At 40.3% G+C, this 24,552-nt stretch carries 18 protein-coding genes and 2 pseudogenes; 11 read left to right on the top strand and 9 right to left on the bottom strand.

Translation table 11 applies throughout. The annotated features are described in order from the left end of the window. Positions 1–20 precede the first annotated feature (20 nt). On the top strand, positions 21–2,549 hold the full coding sequence (uvrA, locus tag ACJJVZ_RS01580) for an excinuclease ABC subunit UvrA (protein WP_405597545.1): 2,529 nt from the start codon (positions 21–23) through the stop codon (positions 2,547–2,549). Between the two features lie 70 nt (positions 2,550–2,619). On the opposite strand, the gene ACJJVZ_RS01575 is transcribed toward uvrA, so the two are convergent. After that, positions 2,620–3,507, bottom strand: coding sequence for a haloalkane dehalogenase (locus tag ACJJVZ_RS01575; RefSeq protein WP_405597543.1), 888 nt, complete (start codon positions 3,505–3,507; stop codon positions 2,620–2,622). 170 nt (positions 3,508–3,677) lie between these two features. Here ACJJVZ_RS01575 and ACJJVZ_RS01570 point away from each other — a divergent pair, with 170 nt between their 5' ends. Continuing rightward, entirely contained in the window at positions 3,678–4,190 is a 513-nt protein-coding gene (locus tag ACJJVZ_RS01570; protein ID WP_405597540.1) for a MarR family winged helix-turn-helix transcriptional regulator, read from the top strand. Between the two features lie 46 nt (positions 4,191–4,236). Here ACJJVZ_RS01570 and ACJJVZ_RS01565 read toward each other — a convergent pair whose 3' ends face one another. Further along, positions 4,237–5,103: a LysR substrate-binding domain-containing protein gene (locus tag ACJJVZ_RS01565; RefSeq protein ID WP_077535630.1), complete on the bottom strand. Its 867-nt coding sequence runs from the start codon at positions 5,101–5,103 to the stop codon at positions 4,237–4,239. A gap of 885 nt (positions 5,104–5,988) precedes the next feature. On the opposite strand from ACJJVZ_RS01565, the gene ACJJVZ_RS01560 reads away from it, so the two are divergent. Both ACJJVZ_RS01560 and fghA read left to right on the top strand, forming a co-directional pair. Next, positions 5,989–7,119: an S-(hydroxymethyl)glutathione dehydrogenase/class III alcohol dehydrogenase gene (locus ACJJVZ_RS01560; protein ID WP_138586934.1), complete on the top strand. Its 1,131-nt coding sequence runs from the start codon at positions 5,989–5,991 to the stop codon at positions 7,117–7,119. 280 nt (positions 7,120–7,399) lie between these two features. Beyond that, positions 7,400–8,239 carry an S-formylglutathione hydrolase gene (gene fghA / locus ACJJVZ_RS01555; protein WP_138586933.1) on the top strand — a complete coding sequence of 280 codons (840 nt, stop codon included), beginning with the start codon at positions 7,400–7,402 and terminating at the stop codon, positions 8,237–8,239. Between the two features lie 152 nt (positions 8,240–8,391). On the opposite strand, the gene ACJJVZ_RS01550 is transcribed toward fghA, so the two are convergent. From ACJJVZ_RS01550 to ACJJVZ_RS01530, 5 genes and pseudogenes are all read right to left on the bottom strand, one after another. Next, on the bottom strand, positions 8,392–9,009 hold the full coding sequence (locus ACJJVZ_RS01550; RefSeq protein WP_138586931.1) for a LysE family translocator: 618 nt from the start codon (positions 9,007–9,009) through the stop codon (positions 8,392–8,394). Between the two features lie 70 nt (positions 9,010–9,079). After that, positions 9,080–9,277 (bottom strand): alpha/beta hydrolase family protein, encoded by a 198-nt coding sequence (locus ACJJVZ_RS01545; protein ID WP_405597537.1) that lies wholly within the window; start codon positions 9,275–9,277, stop codon positions 9,080–9,082. A 77-nt stretch (positions 9,278–9,354) separates the two neighbouring features. Further along, positions 9,355–9,579 (bottom strand): annotated as a pseudogene (locus ACJJVZ_RS01540) (alpha/beta hydrolase family protein); the annotation flags it as partial. A gap of 51 nt (positions 9,580–9,630) precedes the next feature. Continuing rightward, positions 9,631–9,855 (bottom strand): annotated as a pseudogene (locus ACJJVZ_RS01535) (alpha/beta hydrolase family protein); the annotation flags it as partial. A gap of 50 nt (positions 9,856–9,905) precedes the next feature. After that, the gene (locus ACJJVZ_RS01530; protein ID WP_405597535.1) at positions 9,906–12,374 is read right to left on the bottom strand and encodes a S9 family peptidase; all 2,469 of its coding nucleotides are present in this window, start codon (positions 12,372–12,374) and stop codon (positions 9,906–9,908) included. Between the two features lie 162 nt (positions 12,375–12,536). On the opposite strand from ACJJVZ_RS01530, the gene ACJJVZ_RS01525 reads away from it, so the two are divergent. The 4 genes from ACJJVZ_RS01525 to ACJJVZ_RS01510 all read left to right on the top strand — a co-directional run bounded on the left by ACJJVZ_RS01525 (position 12,537) and on the right by ACJJVZ_RS01510 (position 18,068). Continuing rightward, complete coding sequence (locus ACJJVZ_RS01525) at positions 12,537–13,541, top strand: LacI family DNA-binding transcriptional regulator (RefSeq protein ID WP_405597532.1); 1,005 nt, start codon at positions 12,537–12,539, stop codon at positions 13,539–13,541. Continuing rightward, positions 13,538–14,767: a glycosyltransferase gene (locus tag ACJJVZ_RS01520; RefSeq protein WP_405597530.1), complete on the top strand. Its 1,230-nt coding sequence runs from the start codon at positions 13,538–13,540 to the stop codon at positions 14,765–14,767. Before ACJJVZ_RS01525 ends, ACJJVZ_RS01520 begins: the two co-directional genes overlap by 4 nt. 116 nt (positions 14,768–14,883) lie before the next feature. Next, on the top strand, positions 14,884–16,110 hold the full coding sequence (locus ACJJVZ_RS01515) for a threonine/serine exporter ThrE family protein (RefSeq protein WP_077535620.1): 1,227 nt from the start codon (positions 14,884–14,886) through the stop codon (positions 16,108–16,110). A 302-nt stretch (positions 16,111–16,412) separates the two neighbouring features. Further along, entirely contained in the window at positions 16,413–18,068 is a 1,656-nt protein-coding gene (locus ACJJVZ_RS01510) for a pseudouridine synthase (protein WP_405597527.1), read from the top strand. A gap of 23 nt (positions 18,069–18,091) precedes the next feature. On the opposite strand, the gene ACJJVZ_RS01505 is transcribed toward ACJJVZ_RS01510, so the two are convergent. Beyond that, positions 18,092–18,310: a DUF6500 family protein gene (locus ACJJVZ_RS01505; RefSeq protein ID WP_138584811.1), complete on the bottom strand. Its 219-nt coding sequence runs from the start codon at positions 18,308–18,310 to the stop codon at positions 18,092–18,094. A gap of 381 nt (positions 18,311–18,691) precedes the next feature. Here ACJJVZ_RS01505 and ACJJVZ_RS01500 point away from each other — a divergent pair, with 381 nt between their 5' ends. Beyond that, a complete protein-coding gene (locus ACJJVZ_RS01500) occupies positions 18,692–19,117 on the top strand; it encodes a hemerythrin domain-containing protein (RefSeq protein WP_077535617.1) in 426 nt (141 codons plus the stop codon). A 93-nt stretch (positions 19,118–19,210) separates the two neighbouring features. On the opposite strand, the gene ACJJVZ_RS01495 is transcribed toward ACJJVZ_RS01500, so the two are convergent. After that, positions 19,211–19,624, bottom strand: coding sequence for a hypothetical protein (locus tag ACJJVZ_RS01495; RefSeq protein WP_077535616.1), 414 nt, complete (start codon positions 19,622–19,624; stop codon positions 19,211–19,213). Positions 19,625–20,026: 402 nt separating this feature from the next. Between ACJJVZ_RS01495 and ACJJVZ_RS01490 the strand changes: the two genes are divergently transcribed. Together ACJJVZ_RS01490 and ACJJVZ_RS01485 are read left to right on the top strand one after the other, a co-directional pair. Continuing rightward, positions 20,027–22,387, top strand: a complete 2,361-nt coding sequence (locus tag ACJJVZ_RS01490) for a TonB-dependent receptor (RefSeq protein WP_405597524.1) — start codon at positions 20,027–20,029, stop codon at positions 22,385–22,387. 10 nt (positions 22,388–22,397) lie between these two features. Further along, complete coding sequence (locus ACJJVZ_RS01485) at positions 22,398–24,551, top strand: FAD-dependent oxidoreductase (RefSeq protein WP_405597522.1); 2,154 nt, start codon at positions 22,398–22,400, stop codon at positions 24,549–24,551. Position 24,552: the final 1 nt, after the last annotated feature.

Raw genomic sequence — 24,552 nt, 5'->3', positions numbered from 1 at the left:
GTTAAATAGGAGCAAAGCGTATGACAACCACACATAATGATTCAGTAATTAATTTATCAGATCCAAATAACACTATACAGGTAAGGGGCGCGCGCGTTCATAACCTAAAAAATATAGATGTTGATTTACCACGTAACGCATTGGTTGTTTTTACAGGTATATCGGGATCGGGTAAGTCGTCGCTAGCTTTTGGAACCCTATTTGCTGAGTCGCAGCATCGCTATCTTGATTCGGTATCGCCCTATGCACGTAGATTAATAGATCAAGTTGATGAGCCCGATGTTGATTCTATTGAAGGACTACCGCCTGCCGTTGCTCTGCAACAGCAACGCGGCGCGCCCTCGGTTCGTTCATCAGTGGGCAGTATAACGACAATCTCTAACGCGCTACGTATGCTTTATTCTCGTGCTGGCGATTACCCTGCTGGGCAGGGCATTTTATATGCCGATGCGTTTTCACCTAATACGCCACAAGGCGCTTGCTCAGAATGTCATGGCATAGGCCGAGTATTTGAAGTAACCGAAAAATTACTTGTGCCCGATGATACAAAAACTATTCGCCAGCGCGCCATTGAAGCGTGGCCACCAGCATGGCAAGGTAAAAATTTAAGTCGTATTCTTACCTCACTTGGTTATGACATAGATACGCCTTGGAATAAGCTTTCTAAAAAGGCACGCGATTGGATTTTATTTACCGACGACACTCCAACAGTGCCGGTATATCCAGATTACACCTATGAGCAAACGCAAAATGCGATACAAAACAACGAAGATCCAAGCTACATGGGAACTTTTTCAAGCGCTAAACGCTTTGTTTTACAGTCTTTTGCGACCACACAAAGTCCGCGTACAAAAAAACGCGTATCGCAGTTTATGCAAATATCGCAGTGCCCTACTTGCCAAGGTAAAAAACTAAAGCAAGTATCGCTCAGTGTTAAATTTGCAGGGCTTGATATTGGCGAGCTATCTCAACTTACCTTAGACGAGCTTGCTAAAAAACTAAGTAACGCCGCCAATACTAAAGTTAACAAAAACACAAAAAACCCAGAGCAAGCCATTGTTACGCAACGTATTGCCAGCGATATTCTCACCCGTATTGAAGCACTCACCATGCTTGGTTTAGGGTACTTGTCGCTAGAGCGAACAACACCTACATTATCCCCTGGTGAGCTACAGCGATTGCGATTAGCAACACAAATTCGCTCTAAATTATTTGGGGTGGTTTACGTATTAGATGAACCATCAGCGGGTTTACATCCTGCAGATACACAAGCACTTTTAAAAGCCCTTGATGAACTAATAACAGCTGGCAACTCTGTATTTGTTGTTGAGCATAACGTGAGCGTTGTTAAACACGCCGACTGGATAGTTGATGTAGGCCTTAATGCAGGAGTACACGGTGGCGAAATTATTTACAGCGGCCCTGTTGAGGGATTAAGCAAAGTAAAAAACTCTCATACCAGTCGCCATCTTTTTACTAAAAGCACTGTTGAAAACAACATTAAAAGGCAGCCAAAAACATGGCTAAAGTTAGTTGATATTGAACGTAATAACCTCAAAAAGCTCAATGCAGAATTTCCACTAGGTGTTATGACGACGGTCACTGGCGTGTCTGGCTCGGGCAAATCGAGCTTAGTGAGCCAAGCATTAGTTGAACTTGTTTACCAAGCGCTTGGGCAAAAAACAATCACAGAAGCACCAACCGACGAAGCCGATTTACTCGAGCAAGAACTACAAACCCACACCAGCGGTAAAATTACAGAGGGGATCGATAATATAAACCGACTTGTTACAGTAGATCAAAAAGCCATAGGCCGTACACCTCGCTCAAACCTAGCTACCTATACTGGTTTATTTGATCACGTGCGTAAACTATTTGCTTCAACACAAAAAGCAAAAGAGCGCCGTTACGATGCTGGGCGTTTTTCGTTTAATGTTGCTAAAGGTCGTTGTAAAAATTGTGAGGGCGTGGGTTTTGTAAGTATTGAACTGCTGTTTTTGCCCAGCGTATATTCACCTTGCCAAGTGTGCCAAGGAAAACGCTATAACAAGCAAACACTTGAGGTTACATACCGTGATAAAAACATTGCTGATGTACTTAATTTAACGGTTGAATCAGCGCACACATTTTTTGAAAATGAACCCGCAATATTGCGCGCGCTCGATGCACTTATGCAAGTAGGCCTTGGATATTTACGTTTAGGACAACCTGCAACAGAGCTTTCTGGCGGCGAGGCGCAGCGTATAAAACTAGCAACCGAACTACAACGTGCGCTCATCAAGCACACGCTTTATGTGCTTGATGAGCCAACCACAGGCTTACATCCATCGGATGTGTCAATGTTAATGTCGCAGTTAAATAGGCTAGTTAATGCAGGCAATACCGTCATTATGGTTGAACACAATATGCAAGTGGCGAGTAATAGTGATTGGATTATTGATGTAGGACCTGGTGCTGGCGATGAAGGCGGGTTAATTGTGGCGCAAGGCTCACCTGAAAAAGTAGCAAGTTCAAAGATGAGTAAAACAGCCCCATTTTTACTGCAATAATTAAAGTATGGCGCTTTTAATTGAACATAAAAGCGTCATCCATATATAACGAGTTAAACACATCCCGTTTTTATTTTGATAACCAATCAGAAATAGCTTGACCTATTTCATGCGCAGAGTCTTCTTGTATATAGTGAATACCGTTTACGGTTACCTCAGTTAAATTTGGCCATGTGCGTACAAAATCTCGTGCGTAACCAACTAAAAAAGCACCTGGCTCTGCATTAATAAATAGCTTTGGAATATCATAAGAATTGGCTAAATAACTCGCATAGTTTTTTACTAAAGCCACGGTATCGGCAGGCTCTCCAGCAATCGGAAGTTGGCGAGGGCCCGCTAAAATTGCGCGGCGATCTTCCCCTGCATTGATAAAAGGTCTGCGATATTCATCGTGTTCTTTTTGCGTTAACTGGCGCGTAATAGTTGCGGGCAATATGGTTTCAATAAAAAAGTTATCATCAAGCACCATTTTTTCGCCTTCCGCTGAGCGCAGAGTACCAATCGGACCATGTAGATCTTTAGGAAAATCGTCCCACGTTGGAAAATCGGTCACGATTGCTTCCATAAAGGCAATGGCTTTTACAGCGTCGCGATGTGTATTTGCCCAGTTAAAGCCAACGCCTGAACCCCAATCGTGCAGTACTAAAGTAACATTATTGTTTACGCCGAGCGCATCTAAAAGTGCAAATGTGTACTTACTATTTTCAGCTAATGAGTAACTTCCGTCATGGGTATTGTCTAGCTTTTGTGAATCACCCAATCCAATCATGTCGATAGCAATTAAACGCCCTTGTCCTTGCATATACGGCATAATATTTCGCCAAAGGTAGCTAGATGTAGGATTACCATGTAAAAATACGATTGGATCGCCTTCGCCCTCATCTATATAAGCCATTTTTTTATCTAAAACAGTTTTAAACTTTTTTGCATAACGTAATGTTTCTGAATCGTTTTTCATCAAATTTTTCCACTTTTTTTAAGTAATTATTAACGTTGAGTTCTTGTTTATGACTTATCGAAAGTAAATATAAGTAACACAAACCCAATTATATGATTGAGTCATACAATAATCGAAGTTATTTAATTTGTCACTATATTTATATGATCGAATCACATATAATTAAATTTATGAAAAATGAAAAATACATAGCAAATTTAATAGGCACATTCGCGACCTCTGTGGCTACTGATATAGAAAAGCAGATTGCTGAATTAGGTGGCAGAAGCCTTAGCCACGAAGCCGCATTAGTCACAATTAATAATCACCCCAATGAAACTATTGATATGTTGAGCAAAGTGCTCGATTTAACCCACTCTGGTGCTGTTCGGTTAATTAATACACTTGAAAAAGAGGGGCTGGTAGAAAGAAAAAAATCAGTAAACGATGCCCGCTCCGTTGTTTTATGTGTAACAGGTAAAGGCAGCTGTAGGGTCGAATCAATACTAAGCAATAGAGAAACGGTGACATCTAAAATACTTGAAAAATTTACTGATGAACAACAGGCAAGCTTTTTAAGTTTAATAGAAATAGCACTCGGTAATTTTTCAACCGAGCAAATAGAAGCGCGTAGAATATGTAGGTTGTGTAACGAAGGTGTATGTCGAAAACAAGGCTGCCCAGTAGAGAATGCAATAAAATAACTGAAATTTTAGGGATAATACTTTTAATAAAACAGTTAACTACCCATTATGAAAGCTGATCAGCTAAATAATCTACAAGTAACCTTATTTTTGGGGATAGATGACGGTTCTGTGGGTAAACTGCCCATATGCCTTCATCAGGAGCACGATAGTTATCTAATAATGAAACAAGCTTTCCACTTTCTAGGTGTTGTTGAACATAATAATCGGGTAACTGCACTATTCCTAAGCCTTTCAAAGCTGCATCCGTTAAACTATATCCGCTGTTATATCGTAAGCGGCCGCTTACTCGAATACTTTTTTCTTTATTTAATTCGGTAAAATGCCAATAATCGAGTGTACCCAATAAGCAGCTATGCTTATTAAGTTCTGAAATAGAATGTGGAATACCCTGTTTTTCTAAATAAACAGGAGAGGCACATACATAGTTTGTTCGCTTGCCAAGCTTTTTCGCCATCATCGAGGAATCACTCAACTTACCCAGCCTAATTGCAAGATCGTAACCATCTTCAACTAAGTCAATTTTCCTATTACTTAAATAAGCCGATACTTCAATATCACTATATAACTGCATAAAATCATTCACTAAAGGAAGTATATGCTGCTCGCCATACGTTACCGATGCGGTTAATTTGATTTTGCCTTGGGGTTTAGATTGTAAGTTAGTGATAGCACGCTCAGCGGCATCCAACCCATCCAGCACACTGCGGCAGTGCTGGTAAAAAACGCGGCCTTCTTCTGTTAAAGAAACCTTGCGTGTGGTTCGATAGAATAACTTTATATTCAAACGTTTTTCTAAAGCACTTATTTGACGGCTAACCTGTGCAGTTGATATCGCCATTTTTTTAGAAGCAAGCGTAAAACTCTCATTTTCAGCCACATAAACAAATTCGCTAATACCTTCCCACTGCATGGTTATTACCTATATGTATTAACTGCTTTAATAAATAATACATTACTATTTTTACAGTAACAAATATCATAATCACATTCCTTCACTTTGCTTGGAATATATAAAATTACTTGGGGGCATTAAATAACCTGAACTCTGGATAATAAATCTATCTCAAGCAGCTATTTTCAGCGCTAACTGCGTTGAATTTATTTTCAATAGGCCAGCTATTGACACGTAAATTCGCCTTGCTTTCACTGAAAATCTCTGGCTCAAGAAAATAAATCTAAATATCACAATAACTCAATGTGTAGTAAATATCTTAACCAGAGTTCAGGTTAAATGTACTTTTTAAGGTGCGGAATAAATGCCTCGTGTTAACTTGCAACACATAAATACTCAACTAAGCTATTAGCCAATGCGCTGCTAATCGATTATTACAGCAACATTATTGTCGACTTTTATAGGGTATTAGCATTAAACCTGCTTACATAATTTTGTATAAAAAGTTCACAATTGATTTAGTTGCGCTCGGCACGCTTCTATCGCTTAGCCGTTAACCTCAGTAGTCGCTTTTTAATAGATAGCCTGAACTCTGCTCTGGATAATAAATCTATTTCCAGCAGCGATGATCAGCGCGAACTGCGTTGAATTTATTGAGAACCTCTGGTTAGAGAAAAATAAATTTAAATATCATTATGATTCAATATGTTAGTAAATCTATTAACCAGATTTCAGGTTAGATAGATTAATCTAATACACTCCATTGTTACATGGTGGTAAAAGTAAATTGCTAATTTAGTGGATTATCATCATCAAATAAAGAGAGTAAACTAGCTTTAACATCAGACGTTTGTCTCTGAATTAAACAATTAAACTACAGATAAATTAAAAGTGAGTATAAATATGTCAGATAAATTTATAAAATCAAAAGCAGCCATTGCTTGGGGACCTAAACAGCCATTATCTATCGAAGAAGTGGATGTAATGTTGCCGCGCAAAGGTGAAGTACTGGTAAAAGTTATCGCTTCAGGCGTATGCCACACTGACGCATTTACTTTATCTGGTGATGATCCTGAGGGCATATTTCCCGTAATTTTAGGCCATGAAGGTGGCGGAATTGTTGAGCAAGTTGGTGAAGGTGTTACAAGTGTTCAAGTCGGCGACCATGTGATCCCGCTCTACACACCTGAATGCGGCGAATGTAAATTTTGTTTATCTGGTAAAACTAATTTATGCCAAAAAATTCGCGAAACCCAAGGTAAAGGTTTGATGCCAGATGGCACAACACGCTTTTATAAAGACGGTCAGCCTATTTTTCATTATATGGGTTGCTCAACGTTCTCTGAATACACAGTACTACCTGAAATCTCACTTGCTAAAGTAAATAAAGACGCGCCATTGGAAGAAGTGTGTTTACTCGGTTGTGGTGTCACAACGGGTATGGGCGCAGTGATGAACACTGCAAAAGTTGAAGAAGGCGCAACGGTTGCCATATTTGGTCTTGGCGGTATTGGTTTGTCAGCTGTTATTGGTGCAACAATGGCTAAAGCAAGTCGTATCATTGCTATTGATATTAATGAAAGCAAGTTCGAACTAGCAAGAAAATTAGGAGCGACTGATTGCATCAATCCTAAAGATTACGATAAGCCAATTCAAGATGTCATTGTTGAGTTAACCGACGGCGGTGTTGATTACTCATTTGAATGTGTTGGTAATGTAAACCTAATGCGATCTGCCCTCGAGTGCTGCCATAAAGGTTGGGGAGAGTCGGTTGTGATTGGTGTTGCTGGTGCTGGGCAAGAAATATCAACCCGCCCTTTCCAATTGGTAACGGGTCGAGTATGGCGTGGTTCGGCATTCGGTGGTGTAAAAGGCCGCACAGAATTACCTGAATATGTAGAGCGTTATTTGGCTGGTGAATTCAAATTAAGTGATTTTATTACACATACAATGGCTCTTGAAGACATTAACGAATCATTTGATTTAATGCACAAAGGCGAAAGTATCCGCACTGTTATTCATTTCGATAAGTAAGCAGCAAGTAGTACTTTTGTAAGTACTACTTATTATTGAAAAATACTTATACCAATGGCATTAAGAAATGAGTAACTATAGCAATAGGTAAATGGCTCGATAACAAAGTGAAATTACTATATTAACTTATGTTTATGAGTCATTTTTAGCACAGTACATGTGCTAAGTAACCAGCTAAAACAAGCAATTTTTTAATAAAATTGGTATTACAATCACTTTAATAAAACGATATAGCTATTTGATATTAAAAATGAAAAAAGCTGACGTTTGAGGTTTTGCCATGACGATTGAAAATATAAGTGTAAATAAAAGCTTTGGTGGCTGGCATAAACAATACAGCCACCAATCAAAAGTATTAAATTGCGCAATGCGCTTCGCTATTTACTTACCGCCACATGTATCTAGCGGTCAAAAAGTACCGGTATTGTATTGGCTTTCTGGTTTAACGTGTACCGACGAAAATTTCATGCAAAAAGCAGGCGCTTTACGTATAGCAGCAGAGCTAGGTATTGCTATTGTAGCTCCTGACACCAGTCCCCGTGGTGAAGGGGTTGCCAACGACGAAGCGTATGATTTGGGTATGGGAGCTGGCTTTTATGTAAATGCGACCCAAGCTCCTTGGAATCGCCATTATCAGATGTACGATTACATAGTGAATGAATTGCCTAATATTATTGAAGCGGCATTCCCTGTTTCAGATAAACGCGCAATTAGTGGCCACTCTATGGGCGGACACGGCGCATTAACTATCGGTTTACGTAACCCTGAACGATATTCCTCAATGTCGGCTTTCAGCCCGATTTGTAATCCCGTAAAAGCCCCTTGGGGTAAAAAAGCCTTCGCGGCCTATTTAGGTAAAGATAAAACCGCGTGGGAAAGCTATGATTCGAGTGAACTAATGCGTAAAGCGACCTTATTTATTCCAGCCAAAGTTGACCAAGGCGGTGCTGATGATTTCCTTAAGGATCAATTAAAGCCTGAGGTGTTGGAAGCTGCAGCAAAAATAAATGGTTACCCATTACAGCTCGCTATTCATGAAGGGTATGATCACAGTTATTACTTTATTTCATCATTTATAGAAGAGCATTTACGCTTTCATGATCAGCACTTAAATAAGTAACCTGAACTCTGGATAATAAATCTATCTCCAGCAGCTATTATCAGCGCTAACTGCGTTGAATTTACTTATCATACATAATGTAGAGCAATAACAACGTTCATTTTTTGTCGTTGTTATTGCTTAAGATATTATTGCTGATTGGTATAAGGAAATCAGCCTAGCGCCAACCACACACCTACTGCAACCATTAAGCTCCCAGCTATACGGTTCATCCATATAATGTTATCACCACGGGCTAAAAATAAACGCAGGCTTTTTCCACCTGTTGCATAAGCCAGCATACATAAAAATTCGCTCACCATTATTACGCTCAGTAGAACTAATAGCTGCGGGGCTACTGCATGCTCAACACTTATAAATGGTGGCAGCAAGGAAATCATAAATGCCCACCCTTTAGGATTCGCTATTGCGGTTACAAAACCCTGAGTAAAAAGCGAGCGCCTACTTACATCTTTAGGTTCTGAAGTATCAATCGACATTTTGCCTTTGGCTCGCCACATGTTAAAGCCAATATAAATTAAATACGCACCGCCTACCCATTTTAAAATAGCAAAGGCATCAGGATAATTTAGCATCACGCTTGCAACGCCTAATACAGCCGCTATGGCAACACTTGCTACACCTAATAGCTCACCTACCATCATCCATAATGTACGACGCACACCAATGCTCATACCTAAGGTCATGGCAAGGGTCATGCACATACCAGGGGTTATAGACACAAAAAAGAAGGTAGGAATAAAAACCGCCAGTGCTGCAACATCAATCATTAATTTACTCTTATATTAAAACCAAAACGCGGCTATAAGTAGCCGCGCTGTTACTTACTTATGTTTATTACTATTGCCCAGTACTTATCACTGATTCAGTAATTACATCTACCGGCTCAACTGCATCACTTAGCAAGTACTTATCTAACCACTGCGCTTGTTCCCACAGTACGTGTAATAAGCTTTTACGCGCACGATAACCATGTGCCTCATAAGGGAGCATGACCAAGCGAGCATCTTTACCTAACCCTTTTAGCGCTGCGTACATGCGCTCACTTTGCATTGGGAAGGTGCAGTGAGATTAAGAGTGGATCTTCTTGCCCTCACAGCATATGTAAAAAGCATCTATTGCCCAGCACTTACCACTGGTTCAGTAATAACCTCTACGGGCTCAACTGTATCACTTAGCAAGTACTTATCTAGCCACTGCTCTTGTTCCCACAGTACGTGTAATAAGCTTTTACGCGCACGGTAACCATGTGCCTCATAAGGGAGCATGACCAAGCGAGCATCTTTACCTAACCCTTTTAGCGCTGCGTACATGCGCTCACTTTGCATTGGGAAGGTGCCGTGAGATTGAGGGTGGGTCTTCTTGCACCCCACCGCATATGTAAAAAGCATCTATTGCCCAGCACTTACCACTGGTTCAGTAATAACCTCTACTGGCTCAACTGTATCACTTAGCAAGTACTTATCTAGCCACTGCTCTTGTTCCCACAGTACGTGTAATAAGCTTTTACGCGCACGGTAACCATGTGCTTCATAAGGGAGCATAACTAAACGGGCATCTTTACCTAACCCTTTTAGCGCTGCGTAAATACGCTCACTTTGCATTGGGAAGGTGCCGTGAGATTAAGAGTGGATCTTCTTGCCCTCACAGCATAAATGCACCTTTACTATTTGCTAGGTGTTAACTCTGTCACTGGCTCAGTAGTTACTTTTATCGACTCAACTGTATCACTTAGCAAGTACTTATCTAGCCACTGCTCTTGTTCCCACAGTACGTGTAATAAGCTTTTACGCGCACGGTACCCATGTGCTTCATAAGGGAGCATAACTAAACGGGCATCTTTACCTAACCCTTTGAGCGCTGCGTACATACGCTCACTTTGCATTGGGAAGGTGCCAGAATTAGGGTCTTCTTGTCCGTGGATCATCAGCATTGGTTCGTTAATTTTTTCAGCATGGAAAAATGGTGACATATTAGCGTACACGCTTTGTGCTTGCCAAAAATCACGCTCTTCTCCTTGAAAACCAAACGGCGTTAATGTGCGGTTATACGCGCCACTGCGCGCAATGCCTGCTTTAAATAAGTCGCTGTGTGCTAATAAGTTAGCAACCATAAACGCACCGTACGAATGCCCTGCTATTGCGATATTATTTTTATCGGCAATGCCTTTTTTAACCAATACATCAACAGCTGCTTGCGCGCTTGAGACTAACTGCTTTCTAAAGTTATCGTTTGGCTCACTGCCATCAATACCCACTATTGGCATTTTAGGGTCGTCAAATACGGCAATCCCCTTTGCAAGATAAGGCATTGGTCCCCAGTAGCCAATGTAAGTAAACGCGTAGGGTGATTCACGTACTTGCGATGCAACCGCTTTATCTTTGTATTCAAGAGGGTAAGCCCACATTAACACAGGTAACGGGCCTTGTGCTTTGTCATACCCTGGCGGCAAATAAAGCGTGCCCGAAAGCTCAACACCGTCGTTGCGTTTATAACGTAATTGCTCTTTAGTTACCCCTTTAAATGCTGGATACGGGTGCTCAAACGTTGTTAATTGCGTTAGCGTGTCATTATCTAAATCACGTATAAAAAAGTTAGGTTGCTCAGTTTTAGATTCACGAATAGTAATAAATCGCTCACCTTCGTCGTCAAGCAGTGCGCGTACACGCTCGTAGTATGGCGATTTTGATTGCCATAAACGCTTGCTGTTATTTGTTTTAACATCAAACCTATCTAAAAACGGGATATTACCTTGCTCTGAAGCACCATTACCACGCAGGTAAATATAGCGCCCGCCTACAATTTTAATCACGTTGGCGCCTAAATCGTTGCGCTCATAAATTGCACTACCTGGATCTTTATACGCATCGTTGTAACTACGCTCTGAAAACAATACACGATTTTTGTCAGCATCACGTGGCTGCACTATATAAGTACGAACTTGGCGATCGCTAAAGCGCCAATCAGTGAGCATTGCAACGTTTTCGTTGCCCCACTCCATTCCCGCATAACGGCGCTCAACTTTTGCAAATAATTTAGGCTCGCGTTTAAATGGTGCACGTAAGCTGTAAACATAATCATGATGCTCAACGTCGGTTTTCATGTCGCCGCCATCTTGCGCTTCTGCCCAAATAACCTCAGCCCCTTGATCTGCTCGCCATTCAAAATCGCGGCGGCCAGTGCGAACGCTGTCGTAACCTTGTGGAATATTGTCGGCAAGTGGCTGTTTTGCCAGCTCTGCTAAGGCATAGCCGCGCATGCCCCATATTTGCCACGTGCTTGCAAAGCGGCTGTAAGGCACTTGATACGAAAACGGCTCATTAATACCCGCGACTAATATATTGGTAGAATCAGGTGATACCGAAAACGATTTAAATAGCGCTGAGCTACCAATTGCTTGAGCATTACCATCAAGCGTTACATAAGCCAATTGCCCTTGGCCATAAAACTTAAATTGCGCTTCATCAAACGGGCTTGTTAATAAGTTTTGGTAAGTACGTGCTGGCGCTTTTTCGCCTGAACTTTGTTGAATAACCGGCACTACGTTTTGGCTGTTATTTTTAAGCCTTGGCTTGGTAAAGTTAACAGCGAGGTTTGCAACAATGGCGCTGCTATCTGGCAGCCATTTATATGGTGAGGCAGTTAGTACCGAATTTAATGCAGCGCTAGTTAACTCTTTTGCTTGTTTGGTTTCAACGCTGTAAAGCCATAAGTTGGCTTGGGTTGGTTGCTCAACAACAAAGGCTAAATATTTACTATTAGATGACCATTTAGGTGAGCGAATAATACCCGTTGGTAAGTTATTAATACTAATAACAGTGCCACTTTGAACATGCTTTAGCTCTACAGCACTAAACTTGGCACTGACACGTGAACGCGAAAAATTAGCGGGATTTAGCTTAATACCGGCAAGCTTAAGCTCTTCTTTTGCAAGCTCGTCGAGCGTCACTACACGCTTACGCTCAAATAATGCAAGCCACTGACCATCGCTTGATAAGTAACTAGAGGGTGCCAATTTAGCATCAACCAGAGCGGCAAGCTCAGGTGATGGCGTTTGATATCCTTGCTCAGCGTAGCTTGTTGGCAGCAATGTAACACTACAAATAAAGGCAACTAACAGCCTAAAAGCGTTCATGTTTTATCCTTTTGTTATTTTTTACTTTTATAAACGTATATAAACACGTTTTGCTTTGTTCATAAAGCATTAAGCTCGTTTTAAGTATTCCAATAGATGACTTAATAGTACTGTTTAAGCTACACTACAGCGCTATTTATTGACCACTGCGACACATTAAAAATGCATAACAAAACCAAATCAGTCACTATTTTTGATGTTGCAGATCTTGCCGGTGTATCAAAATCGACAGTGTCACTAGTACTTACCCAAAGCGATAAAGTAAGTGATAAAAGCAAACAAAAAGTATTAAAAGCGATTGATGCGCTGGGCTATGTTTATAACCGCGATGCGGCTGCAATGCGCTCAAGGCGATCTAACTTAGTCGCAATAATTATAAACAACCTAAACGATCCATATATGGCAAAACTTGCCACAAGTATAGAGCACTTGTTAAACGAAAATGGCTCGCAAGCCATGATCTTAAGCAGCAATAATAGCCTTGAACAACAAAAAAATGCGGTTAAAAATTTAAAAGAATACAATGCCGCTGCGTTTATTATTTGCCCCGTTGCTCACACTTGCGGCAAATGGCTCGATACACTCAGTGAACAATACAAAGTCATTACCCTAATGCGCGAAGTTCCCTTTAGCGTTGCTCCGTGTGTGTTACCTGACTATAAAAAAGCAAGCCATCTAGCCTGCATGCATTTGCTGGCGCAAGGGGTTACACATATTGCGTTTATCGGCCACGAGCTTACTTTAAGCGACTCTCAAGCACTACAAAGTGGCTTTAAGAGTGCTTGTTCGCAGCAAAATGTAACGCCTCTTGTTACCATCGCATGCAATCAAAATCAGCCGCTTGACGCTAAAAATGCGTTTATTGAAGCTTATAAAAAACAACCTCAATTAAATGCGGTAGTGTGCGCAAATGATATAATCGCGCAGGGTGTGATTGCTGCAATACACTCACTTAACATACCAGACAGCAACAATATAAACGTAGCGAGCTGCCATCATTTACCTCACTACACAGTAATGCCTGGCAATGTGAGTACTGTGGTTATTAACGCCGATGATATCGCTAAGCGGTGCCACTTAGTACTGCAAGAACTACTACAAAATATATCCCCACCAGTCAAAACACTGGTCAATGTAAACTTACAAATTAGAGATTCTAGCCAATGAAAAAAGTGCTGGTAATTGGCTACGTATGGCCAGAGCCAAATTCATCTGCTGCGGGAACGCACATGATGTCGTTATTAAATGCATTTAGAGCGCAAAACTGGGATGTGGAATTTGCAACGCCCGCACTACGTACCGACCACATGGTAAACCTTGACGACGTTGGCATAACCTGCCAAAGCATTGCACTAAACTGTGATAGCTTTGACGAATACGTAAAAGCCTATAACCCAGACATAGTGATGTTTGACCGCTTTATGATGGAAGAGCAATTTGGCTGGCGTGTAGATAAACACTGTCCGCATGCGATTAAAATTTTAGATACCGAAGACTTACAATGCCTGCGTAACGCTCGCCACGAAGCGTTCAAAGGCGAGCGTGAGTTTTCAACTAGCGATTTACACTCAGACATAGCCAAACGCGAAATAGCAGCTATTTTACGTTGCGACTTAAGCTTAATTATTTCAAGCTATGAGATGAGTTTACTCCACAGTGTATTTAAAGTAGAGTCAAACTTATTACATCACCTTCCTTTTATGGTCGATTTAAGCGCATTACCAACGAGTACTAAAACGTTTGAGCAGCGCCAACACTTTATGACCATTGGCAACTTTAGACACGCGCCAAATTGGGACGCCGTACTTTACCTACAAAAAATATGGCCACTTATTCGCAAGCAACTACCAAAAGCAGAGCTGCATATTTATGGCTCTTACCCACCGCCTAAAGCCACCGCACTTAATAACCCAAAAACAGGGTTTTTAATAAAAGGTTGGGCCGATAATGCGTTTGATGTAATGCAAAGTGCACGTGTATGTTTAGCGCCACTGCGCTTTGGCGCAGGTATAAAAGGTAAGTTACTTGAAGCTATGATAATGCAAACACCTAGCGTTACCACCAACATTGGCGCAGAGGGCATGCATAACGAGTTACCCTGGCCTGGTAAAATAGCTAACACCGCCGATGACTTTGCTGATGCAGCTGTAGAAATGTACAACAACCAAAGTGACTTTGAACAAGCACAACAAGATGGCAATACGCTACTTAATGCGCTATACAACAAAGCACAATTGAGCGCTGCGTTAATCCAAAAAATTGACACAATAAGTAGCGATTTAAGTGCTCATCGCGAAAAAAACTTCACAGGCCAAATGCTCAAACATCATACAATGCGCAGTACGCAATACATGTCGCAATGGATAGCTGAAAAAAATAAAAAATTAGATTAAAAATGACTAGACACACACAGATTAGTGTTTAAAATCGCGCCCATCGAACGTGGGCAGTTTTAGCTGTATTGTCTATATTTTTAGCTTAGTTATCGCAATATTTGGTTCAAAAAGATTTGAAAACTGCAACTTTTACAGAAAAACGCAAATTTATCGTAAAATTAGGTAAAATGCTTCATAAGTATGGCACACCAGCCTACCGCCTAGAAGCCCACCTAATGGAAGTGGCTACTTACTTAGGTCTCAAATCCTCATTTGTAATGTCGCCAACCTCTGTAACATTTGTTATTTGGACCGACGGCCACGAAGACGAGTATACCCATGTTGCGCGAGTCGATCCTGGCGATCACGATTTAGGCTCCCTTGCCGACACCGACGACCTTGTAAATCAAATGCTTGACGACAAGTTAACTTTACAAGAAGTCGATGCTCAGCTTGATGCAATTTACGTTATGCCCAACCCATACAACAAGCTTGTAACAGGTATTGCATTTGCCACTTCTGGTGGTGCCTTTGCTATGCTAATGGGTACCAGTTGGACTGACGTAATTTGGTCATCATTACTGACTCTGGTTGTTTATTTATTTGTACTTTGGTCTGGCCGCTCAAAACGTGTTGCACACATGCTAGAACCATTAGTTGCTATTGTGTCAGCCATATTGGCCTGTGCCGTGAGTGTATATATAACGCCTGAAATAAATATACGCTTAGTGGTGCTTTCAGCCATTATTGTATTTATACCTGGTTTAGCGCTTGCACTGGGGTTAGCCGAGCTAGCAGCACGGCATTTGGTGTCTGGTACCGCGCGAGTAATGGACTCGTTTATGCTACTGTTTAAACTGTATTTTGGTGGCTTCATTGGCATAGGTATTGGTTTTGCGTTATTTGGGCAAGCCGATTTTGTACAGCCAGAACCATTGCCAAAGTGGACAGCATGGCTGGCTATATTCTTACTTTGTAGCAGCTTAATCGTTATTTTTAGAACCAAACTTAAACACGCAGTTTGGTCTATTGCATCAGGCTTTATAGCGTATGGCACGAGTATCGGTTCGGCTATGTATCTTGATTACACCTTAGGTACCTTTGTCGGTGCGTTATCGGTAGGTATATTTAGTAACTTGTTTAACCGTGTTGCCAATGCGCCCGCCTCAATTGTGGCCATGCAAGGCTTGATTGTGTTAGTTCCAGGTAGTAAAACCTATATCGGCTTAAATTCTCTGATTGAAGGTCAAGACTTTGTGTACGCAGAGCATATAGGCCAACAAACGTTTTTAATATTTATGTCGCTTGTTGCAGGGCTAATATTTGCAAACGTTGCCCTACCGCCTAAAAAGAGTTTATAACTGATATTAAACACTCGCTTTACTTTAATTGAGCAAAGCGAGTTCAGCTGTCAATCACTTTACTGATATAACCTGAACTCTGGTTAAGGGATTTTCAGTGAGAACAAGGCGAATTTACGCGTCAATAGCTGGCCTGTTGCAAGTAAATTCAACGCAGTTAGCGCTAAAAATAGCTGCTCGAGATAGATTTATTATCCAAAGTTCAGGGTGATACAGTGTCCTTGAGATACTTAGTCGCTTAACTGTGAATATGTTACTATCACTTCCAATGCTTTTATTTACTGATTCATCGCCTAATTACCATGCCAAATTTTGCTCCTTGCTTTACGTTATTTTCTGAAAACATTGATAAGTTCACGCTTCCTGAAAAGTTTACCTTTCCGTTTTATTACGAGCCACAGCCATTAGCGGTTGCCGCGACTGAGCAATTACAACAGCAACTTGAAGCATTAACACATTTAAAAGCAAAAAATGCAGGTAAAATGTTTGGTGTATTAGTGGTGCAAAATACTGAGCAGCAGTTGGGTTTTTTAAGTGCTTACTCTGGACAAATTGAAGGTGATAAAGGCAATATTAGTTTTGTCCCTCCTATTTCTAGTATGCAGCTACACGACGATTGCTATTTAGCTCAAAGCGAAATAATTAATGATATTAATGCTCAAATTGAGCAGTTAGAAAATAGCGAACAACTGCATGACGTTAATTGCAAACTTGATGATGCAACACAGAGTTACCAGCAAGCGCTATTAGCTCAACAGGCAGTAATGCAAATCGGTCGCCAGCAACGAAAAATACAACGTACCGAAGGCGAATTAGAGCTGAACGAAAATGATTTTGAGCAGTTAAAAAACAAGCTTGCCGGACAGAGTATCGTAGAAAAAAAACAGTTGCAGGCACTTAAGTTACATTGGCAAAATAAAGTAGATTTACTTCAGCACGCATTAACGAAAATTACTGATGAAATAGCCCATTTAAAAAAACGCCGAAAAACACTTTCTAAAAACTTACAAAAAAAACTTTTTTCTCAATACCAATTTTTAAATGCAAACAATGAAGTTAGAGACTTAAATACCATTTTTTCAATACTACCTGAACGGATCCCACCAGCAGGCTCTGGAGAGTGTGCTGCCCCAAAGTTGCTACAATATGCGTACAAACACCACTTAAAACCGATTGCTATGGCTGAGTTTTGGTGGGGAGCCGCGCCTAAATCTGCAATCAGACAACATAAAAACTACTACCCTTCTTGTTACAGTAAATGCCAACCTATATTAGGCCACATGCTCGAGGGTTTAAACATTGAAGATAACCCGCTACTTATTAATCCGGCCGATGGAAAAGATTTAAGCATTATTTATAAAGATGACGATTTACTGGTGGTAAATAAACCCGCTGAATTTTTATCTGTACCGGGCGTTAATATTGAAGATTCTGTTTATATGCGTATTAAAACGCAGTTTCCAGAAGCATCTGGTCCGCTAATTGTGCACAGATTAGATATGTCCACTTCGGGGCTTTTAATGATCGCCTTAAATAAACGCGTTCATAAAGCACTACAAAAACAATTCATTGAACGCACAATAGATAAGCGCTATGTAGCATTAGTTGAAGGAAATGTTCCCGAAGATAGCGGAACGATTGATTTACCACTCATACTCGACTTTGATGACAAGCCACGCCAAATGGTGTGCTACAAAAATGGTAAACCATCACTTACTACATGGCATGTTTTAGAGCGTAAAAATGATGTTACACGCTTGCAGTTATACCCTAAAACAGGCCGTACCCATCAATTAAGAGTGCATTGCGCGCATCGTTTAGGACTCAACACGCCAATGGTAGGTGATACACACTACGGCCAAAAAGCGGATAGATTACATTTACACGCAGAATACTTGGCATTTACTCACCCAATAACCCAAAAACGATTAGAGTTTGAAGTAGCCGCCGATTTTTAATCAAACATTAATCGTTGAACCCGTTAAAGCCCATCTAACACCATTTGTTTGATTTTATATGCTTTTACAAAATGATCTAATTGATGGGTGTGTATCCACCATGTAGCCGCTTCCATGAGTAGCTCTGGATCGTCGTTTTTATTTGCAAAAAACGCATAAAAAGAAAGGCCTACATTTTCGCCCTTCGTCGCTATTTTTTTATCACATACAGTAATTATTTTTGCCCTTAGAGTACTTTGCATGTATACCTCATTTGAATAGTAATAGATTAACCTGCTGTTAATCGCTAATAACAGCGTAACAATAACAAAAATTCTAAAAAACAATCCTTCTAATTCACCTACAAAAGTCGCTTTTATAATATTTTTTATTTATGCACTTAAGCGTTGGTTGTAACTTGTACCTCAATGGTATCACTACTTTATCACTTTAATAAAACATACAACCATTAAATACCTATAGGCATGAAATTATTGCACTTAAATAATTGTAAAATTTACAGAATAATAATCAAAAAATGTACCATTAAAAATATAAACAATAAAATTCAATAACTTAAATATTGGCATTTAGCTTGCTCTCTATTGATATGAGCAATCAAATAACAAGTGAAAGGATTAGTTATGAATATTTTTGAAGCACTACGACATGATCACGACAAACAACGTAAATTGGTAGATGCACTTATTCAAACTCATGGCGACACAGATGAACGCCACACATTAATGGATCAGCTTAAAACAGAATTAAAAGAGCACGCAAAATTTGAAGAGCGTTATTTTTATAACCCGCTAATGCTTGATGATTTAACTCATGAAAAATCACGTCACAGTGTTGCCGAGCATCATGAAATTGATGAGTTAATTGAAGACCTTGAGGTTACCGAGATGAGTTCACCGGCTTGGCTAGTTACAGCTAAAAAGCTGCATCATTTAGTCCATCATCATTTAAGCGAAGAAGAACACGAAGTATTTCAATTGGCAGGAAAAGCACTCACTGAAGAACAAAAAGAAAGCTTAGCAAAGCAATATAACGACGCTATGCATTAATTTGAAACCGTTTAACTTAAATACACTCCCTGTGTACTGTTTGGTTATAAGGCAAATGCCTTATAACCATTTTTTCTTTTAACGATGTGGGCACTACTTAATAGTAAATTTTACGTCTTGATCACGTAATAAGTAAAGTGCAAAACACGCAGCCCACATTGGCCAAGCAGTAAAAAACAATAGATTATTAAAACCGTCGATGTACTGATTGTATGACGAGAGAGTCGATAATCCATGCATTACAAATATCAGACCGTACGTGATACGCTTTTTAATACCCGCTACAAATGCTAATACTAAAATAAGCTGCAAACCACCCAGTATATAAGCAACAATATCTGATGAACCACTGATCCCGTAAAAGTGCTCAAAAATACGTGCGCTATGGCCTGGATTTACGAATTTATCGAACGTCCACATGATCATTACGATAAAAACGCCTAAACGAAGCGATAAAAGAGACCACTGCAGACGATTTTGAACGTCAGAATTCATTGAACTTGTCATAAAACTTCCTTTAAAAATATATAAATAAACCTTGAAGTAACCAAGACCGTATAGATTCGTTTTTATTTCAAAATTTTTCAATTATTTTAATTAAAGTAGCTCTTTAACCTTGTAATTAACTTGGACTGTGGATAGTTCGGTATCAAGTACCTTGTATAGAAGTAAATACATATGAAGAGTTAACAGCTAAAAATAAGCTATAATTAAAAAAATCATTAAAAGCAAATATTTAGATTCAATGTAGACCAATTACTGTATTGGGCAATCGTTAGTTACTAACCTTAGAATGCATCTGTTTTTGTTATGTTCTAAAAAACGAAAAGAAACAAAATTTTACTGAAAGTTATTTTTAAACCTTTCGGTCTTTATCGCCATCAACATATAACCGTAGAGAGAAAACGTTTGAAACACACATACTTGGCTTTATCCTTAGCCACCATATTAAATACACCACTGAGTGCTTTTGCAGCTGAAGAATCAAAAACAACAAAAAATGATGCAATAGAACGCATTGAAGTGGCGGGCCAAGTTATTAAATCTCAAGGCCTTTCGGTTAAAGACTCTACGGTTGATGGGCCTTTTGGTGACAACTTAGCACTGCAAGATATAGCGCGCTCAGTCACCCCTATTTCAAGCGAACTGATAGAACAACTTAATATTACTACGCTGCAGGATGTGCTAGCAGTTAGCCCAAACACATACTCAGCCAGCGGGTTTGGTGCACCTAGTTTGCCAACAATTCGTGGACAGCTCGGTGAACTTTTCCAAGATGGTACACGCCGCCAAGCAGGTAACAATGGTTTTGGCGTGCCGTTATCATTTAATCCTGTAGAGCAAATAGATGTAGTAAAAGGCGCACCACCGGTTTTATTTGGTTCGAGCCAACGTAATGGTGGTTTTGTAAACCTACATTCTAAAAAAGCGTCTACTGATGAAAGTAAAGGTAAAGCGAGCTTGTCAGCTGGCCGATGGGATCAATACCGTGTTTTAGTTGATTACAGCGCACCTATTGTAAAAGACAAAGTTGGCTTTAGAGTAAGTGCTGAGCACATTGATAATGGCAGCTACTACGACTACTCTGGCACCAAAAGCGATAGCTTATTTGCAGCATTACGAATATTACCAGATGAGAAAAGCAGCTGGGATATTAATTTTGAGTTATACCAAGTTGAATTTACCGACAATGCGGGTATTAATCGTCCTACTCAAGCACTCATAGATCATGGCTTATACATTACAGGCCAAGGCGTGCAAGTAAACGGCAGCACAATACCAGCAGCAGGGTCTATCATTTCACCGACTGGGCAAGTAAAAATAGACCGTAGTACGGTACTTACCGATCCAAATAACCAAAACGAAGCCACTACCTACTTACTACACAGTATTTATAAGCGTGAACTTTCCAGCAATGCATCAATAAAAAACATTACGTATTTTCAACACTTACAACGTGAAGAAATTGCGCAAAACAGCTTTGTGGAAATTATAGACGGTGCCGATACAGCACAAAACCGTACCGAGTTAACTTATCAATGGAGTGACAAACAACAAACAATTTTTGCATTTGATGTACGTTACAACCGTGTATTAGGCTACAGCCAATTTACTACCGAAGCCGATTTACCGATTGATTTAACTGGCCCTATTTCAAATCGTCGTATTCCTTTAACCAATGCGCAACAAGCACGTTTAATTGAAATTAGTCCAGGTGTGTTTGTATCTCCTGGTGGCCAGTACGATATTACCAACGATGGTAGCGGCGACTTTAATTTATCAGACACTACGGACTCTCGCTCGTGGCAAACTGGGTTTGCTATTCAGCAAGATTCAGATTGGACAAATAAGTTTCATACAAGCGTAGGTTATCGTATTGACTATTATGATGTAGAAGCACGTGATCCAATTGCACCACAAGGTCAAGTCGCCGCCAGTGATAGCATTAACGACACGCTGCAATCGGGTCAAGTTAGCTTTAATTACAAACTAAATAATGATTACACCACTTACGGTGCGGCAAGTTATAACGAAGCTACATCAAACAGCATGGCTGGTGGCACATCACTGGGTGGCGACAACGCAATCAGTGCACAAAACTTTGCTACCGAAAACACCCTTGTTGAGTTTGGTTTAAAATACGCCCCAACCGATAGCGATTGGTACGCCGATGGCGCTTTATTTAGCCAGCGCCGTAGTTTACGTAACCGCGATGGAAGCAATACCGGTATTCGTACACAAGGGTTTGAAGGCCAAGTATTTTACGATGCCTACCCATATTGGTTAAGTGCTGGGTACAGCTATATTGATGCGCGTTACGACAACTCTGCAAGTAGTCAAGATTCAGCACAAGTCGCTGATGCATTTGACAACTCTCGTCCAGATATTATCGCTGGTACCGGCGTTGGAGCACCTAACTTTACGCCATTTGCGGCTTCAAATAGCCAAGTGCAGGGCATTCCAGAACAATCGTTCAGTTTTAACGGAAACTATTCGATAAATACGAAATGGCAGGCGGGGTTTTCAGGTCTATATACAAAGAGTTACCCATTAGACTTTTTAGCTACAGTTAAAATTCGTGATCAGTACACCTTAAACGTTAATACTAGCTACGCTTTTACACCTAGTACTAAATTGCGTTTAGATGTAAACAACGTCACAAATCAAAAAAATTGGCGCCCAGTATTTGAAGGTGGTTACTTTGGTGCAACGTTAGCTTTTCCTGAGTTACCAATAAACGCAAAGTTAACCCTTACGCATAGTTTTTAAGAGAGAGAACATGATTAAAAAAATATTTTTATTATTGATTGCAGCAGCCGCCGTAGGCTTGTTCTTTCATTTTAATTTACACCAACTACTTACGCTTGATGGCTTAAAAGGGTCGATGGATCAGTTTAACCAGTACAAAGAGCAGTCTCCCTTATTAGTTATTGGCGGGTTCTTTTTGCTATACGTAGTAGTAACTGCTCTCTCTTTACCGGGGGCGGCTATTTTAACACTGGCAGCAGGCGCACTATTTGGTCTAGTTGAAGGTTTATTGGTTGCATCTTTTGCATCAACTATTGGTGCAACGCTTGCCTTTTTAGTATCACGATATTTATTACGTGATTCTATCAAACAACGTTTTCCTGAGCGCCTAGCCGCAATTGATGCTGGTGTTGAAAAAGAAGGTGGCTTTTACTTATTCACCCTTCGTTTAGTGCCTGTTTTTCCGTTCTTTTTAATCAACTTACTAATGGGCGTTACTGCAATAAAGTCATGGACTTATTATTGGGTAAGCCAGTTAGGTATGTTAGCAGGTACATTTGTGTTTGTTCTTGCTGGTACGCAACTGGCGCAAATAGAGAGCTTATCTGGAATTTTATCATTCAACTTAATCTTATCGTTCGCTTTATTAGGTATCTTTCCATTTATTGCAAAAGGAATTTTAAACGTGTTTAAAAAACGCCGTGTATACAAAAATTATACTAAACCTAAAAAGTTCGACCGTAACATGATTGTTATTGGCGCGGGTGCTGGTGGTTTAGTAACCAGTTACATTGCCGCTGCTGTTAAAGCAAAAGTAACCCTTATTGAAGCGGGCGAAATGGGTGGCGACTGTTTAAATTATGGTTGTGTCCCAAGTAAAGCCGTTATTAAAAGCGCTAAAATTGCAGAGCAAATTCGCCACGGTGAAAACTACGGCCTAGAAAACGCAACACCACAGTTTTCGTTCAAAAAAGTAATGGCGCGTGTACATAAAGTTATTGCCGATGTAGCACCACACGACAGTATTGAACGTTACACTAACTTAGGCGTAGATGTTGTAAAAGGTTACGGTAAATTAATAGACCCGTGGACTGTAGAAATTAAACTTAACGACGGTGGCACGCAAACACTCACTGCTCGCACTATTGTTATTGCAACTGGCGCACGCCCATTTGTACCGCCATTACCTGGCATTGAAGAAACAGGTTATGTAACAAGCGATACATTGTGGAATAAATTTGCAGAGCTGGATGAGGCACCTAAAAAACTTGTCGTACTTGGTGGTGGTCCAATTGGCAGCGAATTAGCACAAAGCTTTGCACGTTTAGGTTCAAGCGTGACACAAATTGAAATGGCGGAGCGCATCATGATCAAAGAAGATCTTGAAGTGTCTACTTTTGCTCACGAAGCGTTAACCGAAAGTGGCGTTAATATTTTAACATCGCACCAAGCACTTCGCTGTGAAGCTCGCGATGGTAAAAAATATATTGTTGTTAAACATAACGACAAAGAAATAGATATTGAATACGACGAGCTATTATGTGCCGTTGGTAGAAGTGCACGCCTTAAAGGTTACGGTCTTGAAGAGCTAGGCATTGAAACAAACCGTACAGTAGTAACTAACGAATACCTAGAAACACTGTACCCTAATATTTTTGCAGCAGGCGATATTGTAGGTCCATACCAATTTACACATGTGGCAGCCCATCAGGGTTGGTACGCAGCAGTAAATGGCTTATTTGGTCACCTTAAAAAGTTTAAAGTCGATTACCGTGTTATTCCGTGGACTACGTTTATTGACCCAGAAGTTGCACGTGTTGGCTTAAACGAGCAAGACGCAAAAGACAAAGGCATAGATTACGAGATCACTCGCTTTGAATTTGAAGAGCTAGACCGTGCAATTACCGACAGCGCTACAAAAGGCTTTATTAAAGTAATTACACCAAAAGGCAAAGACAAAATACTCGGTGTTACTGTGGTGTCTGAACACGCTGGGGATTTAATTGCTGAGTTTGTACTGGCAATGAAACACGGCTTAGGTCTTAACAAAATATTAGGTACTATACACAGCTACCCTACTTGGGCTGAAGGTAACAAATACGCAGCAGGCGAGTGGAAACGCGCTCATGCACCTGAAAAAGTACTTAACTTGCTTGAAAAATACCACACTTGGCGTCGAGGTTAAT

Origin of the sequence: Pseudoalteromonas sp. Ld19, assembly GCF_045064135.1 — a bacterium.
Lineage (GTDB): Bacteria > Pseudomonadota > Gammaproteobacteria > Enterobacterales > Alteromonadaceae > Pseudoalteromonas > Pseudoalteromonas aliena.
The sequence above is the reverse complement of the archived record's forward strand: the minus strand, read 5'-3'. Positions and strand labels throughout refer to the sequence as shown.

Excerpts from the sequence above, each read along its gene's own strand:
- ACJJVZ_RS01520 (WP_405597530.1), top strand. The coding sequence starts at position 13,538 with ATGAAAAAAGTGCTGGTAATTGGCTACGTATGGCCAGAGCCAAATTCA.
- ACJJVZ_RS01560 (WP_138586934.1), top strand. The coding sequence starts at position 5,989 with ATGTCAGATAAATTTATAAAATCAAAAGCAGCCATTGCTTGGGGACCT.
- ACJJVZ_RS01495 (WP_077535616.1), bottom strand. The coding sequence starts at position 19,624 with ATGACAAGTTCAATGAATTCTGACGTTCAAAATCGTCTGCAGTGGTCT.
- uvrA (WP_405597545.1), top strand. The coding sequence starts at position 21 with ATGACAACCACACATAATGATTCAGTAATTAATTTATCAGATCCAAAT.
- ACJJVZ_RS01510 (WP_405597527.1), top strand. The coding sequence starts at position 16,413 with ATGCCAAATTTTGCTCCTTGCTTTACGTTATTTTCTGAAAACATTGAT.
- ACJJVZ_RS01550 (WP_138586931.1), bottom strand. The coding sequence starts at position 9,009 with ATGATTGATGTTGCAGCACTGGCGGTTTTTATTCCTACCTTCTTTTTT.
- ACJJVZ_RS01545 (WP_405597537.1), bottom strand. The coding sequence starts at position 9,277 with ATGTACGCAGCGCTAAAAGGGTTAGGTAAAGATGCTCGCTTGGTCATG.
- ACJJVZ_RS01530 (WP_405597535.1), bottom strand. The coding sequence starts at position 12,374 with ATGAACGCTTTTAGGCTGTTAGTTGCCTTTATTTGTAGTGTTACATTG.
- fghA (WP_138586933.1), top strand. The coding sequence starts at position 7,400 with ATGACGATTGAAAATATAAGTGTAAATAAAAGCTTTGGTGGCTGGCAT.
- ACJJVZ_RS01485 (WP_405597522.1), top strand. The coding sequence starts at position 22,398 with ATGATTAAAAAAATATTTTTATTATTGATTGCAGCAGCCGCCGTAGGC.
- ACJJVZ_RS01570 (WP_405597540.1), top strand. The coding sequence starts at position 3,678 with ATGAAAAATGAAAAATACATAGCAAATTTAATAGGCACATTCGCGACC.
- ACJJVZ_RS01565 (WP_077535630.1), bottom strand. The coding sequence starts at position 5,103 with ATGCAGTGGGAAGGTATTAGCGAATTTGTTTATGTGGCTGAAAATGAG.
- ACJJVZ_RS01500 (WP_077535617.1), top strand. The coding sequence starts at position 18,692 with ATGAATATTTTTGAAGCACTACGACATGATCACGACAAACAACGTAAA.
- ACJJVZ_RS01505 (WP_138584811.1), bottom strand. The coding sequence starts at position 18,310 with ATGCAAAGTACTCTAAGGGCAAAAATAATTACTGTATGTGATAAAAAA.
- ACJJVZ_RS01525 (WP_405597532.1), top strand. The coding sequence starts at position 12,537 with ATGCATAACAAAACCAAATCAGTCACTATTTTTGATGTTGCAGATCTT.
- ACJJVZ_RS01575 (WP_405597543.1), bottom strand. The coding sequence starts at position 3,507 with ATGAAAAACGATTCAGAAACATTACGTTATGCAAAAAAGTTTAAAACT.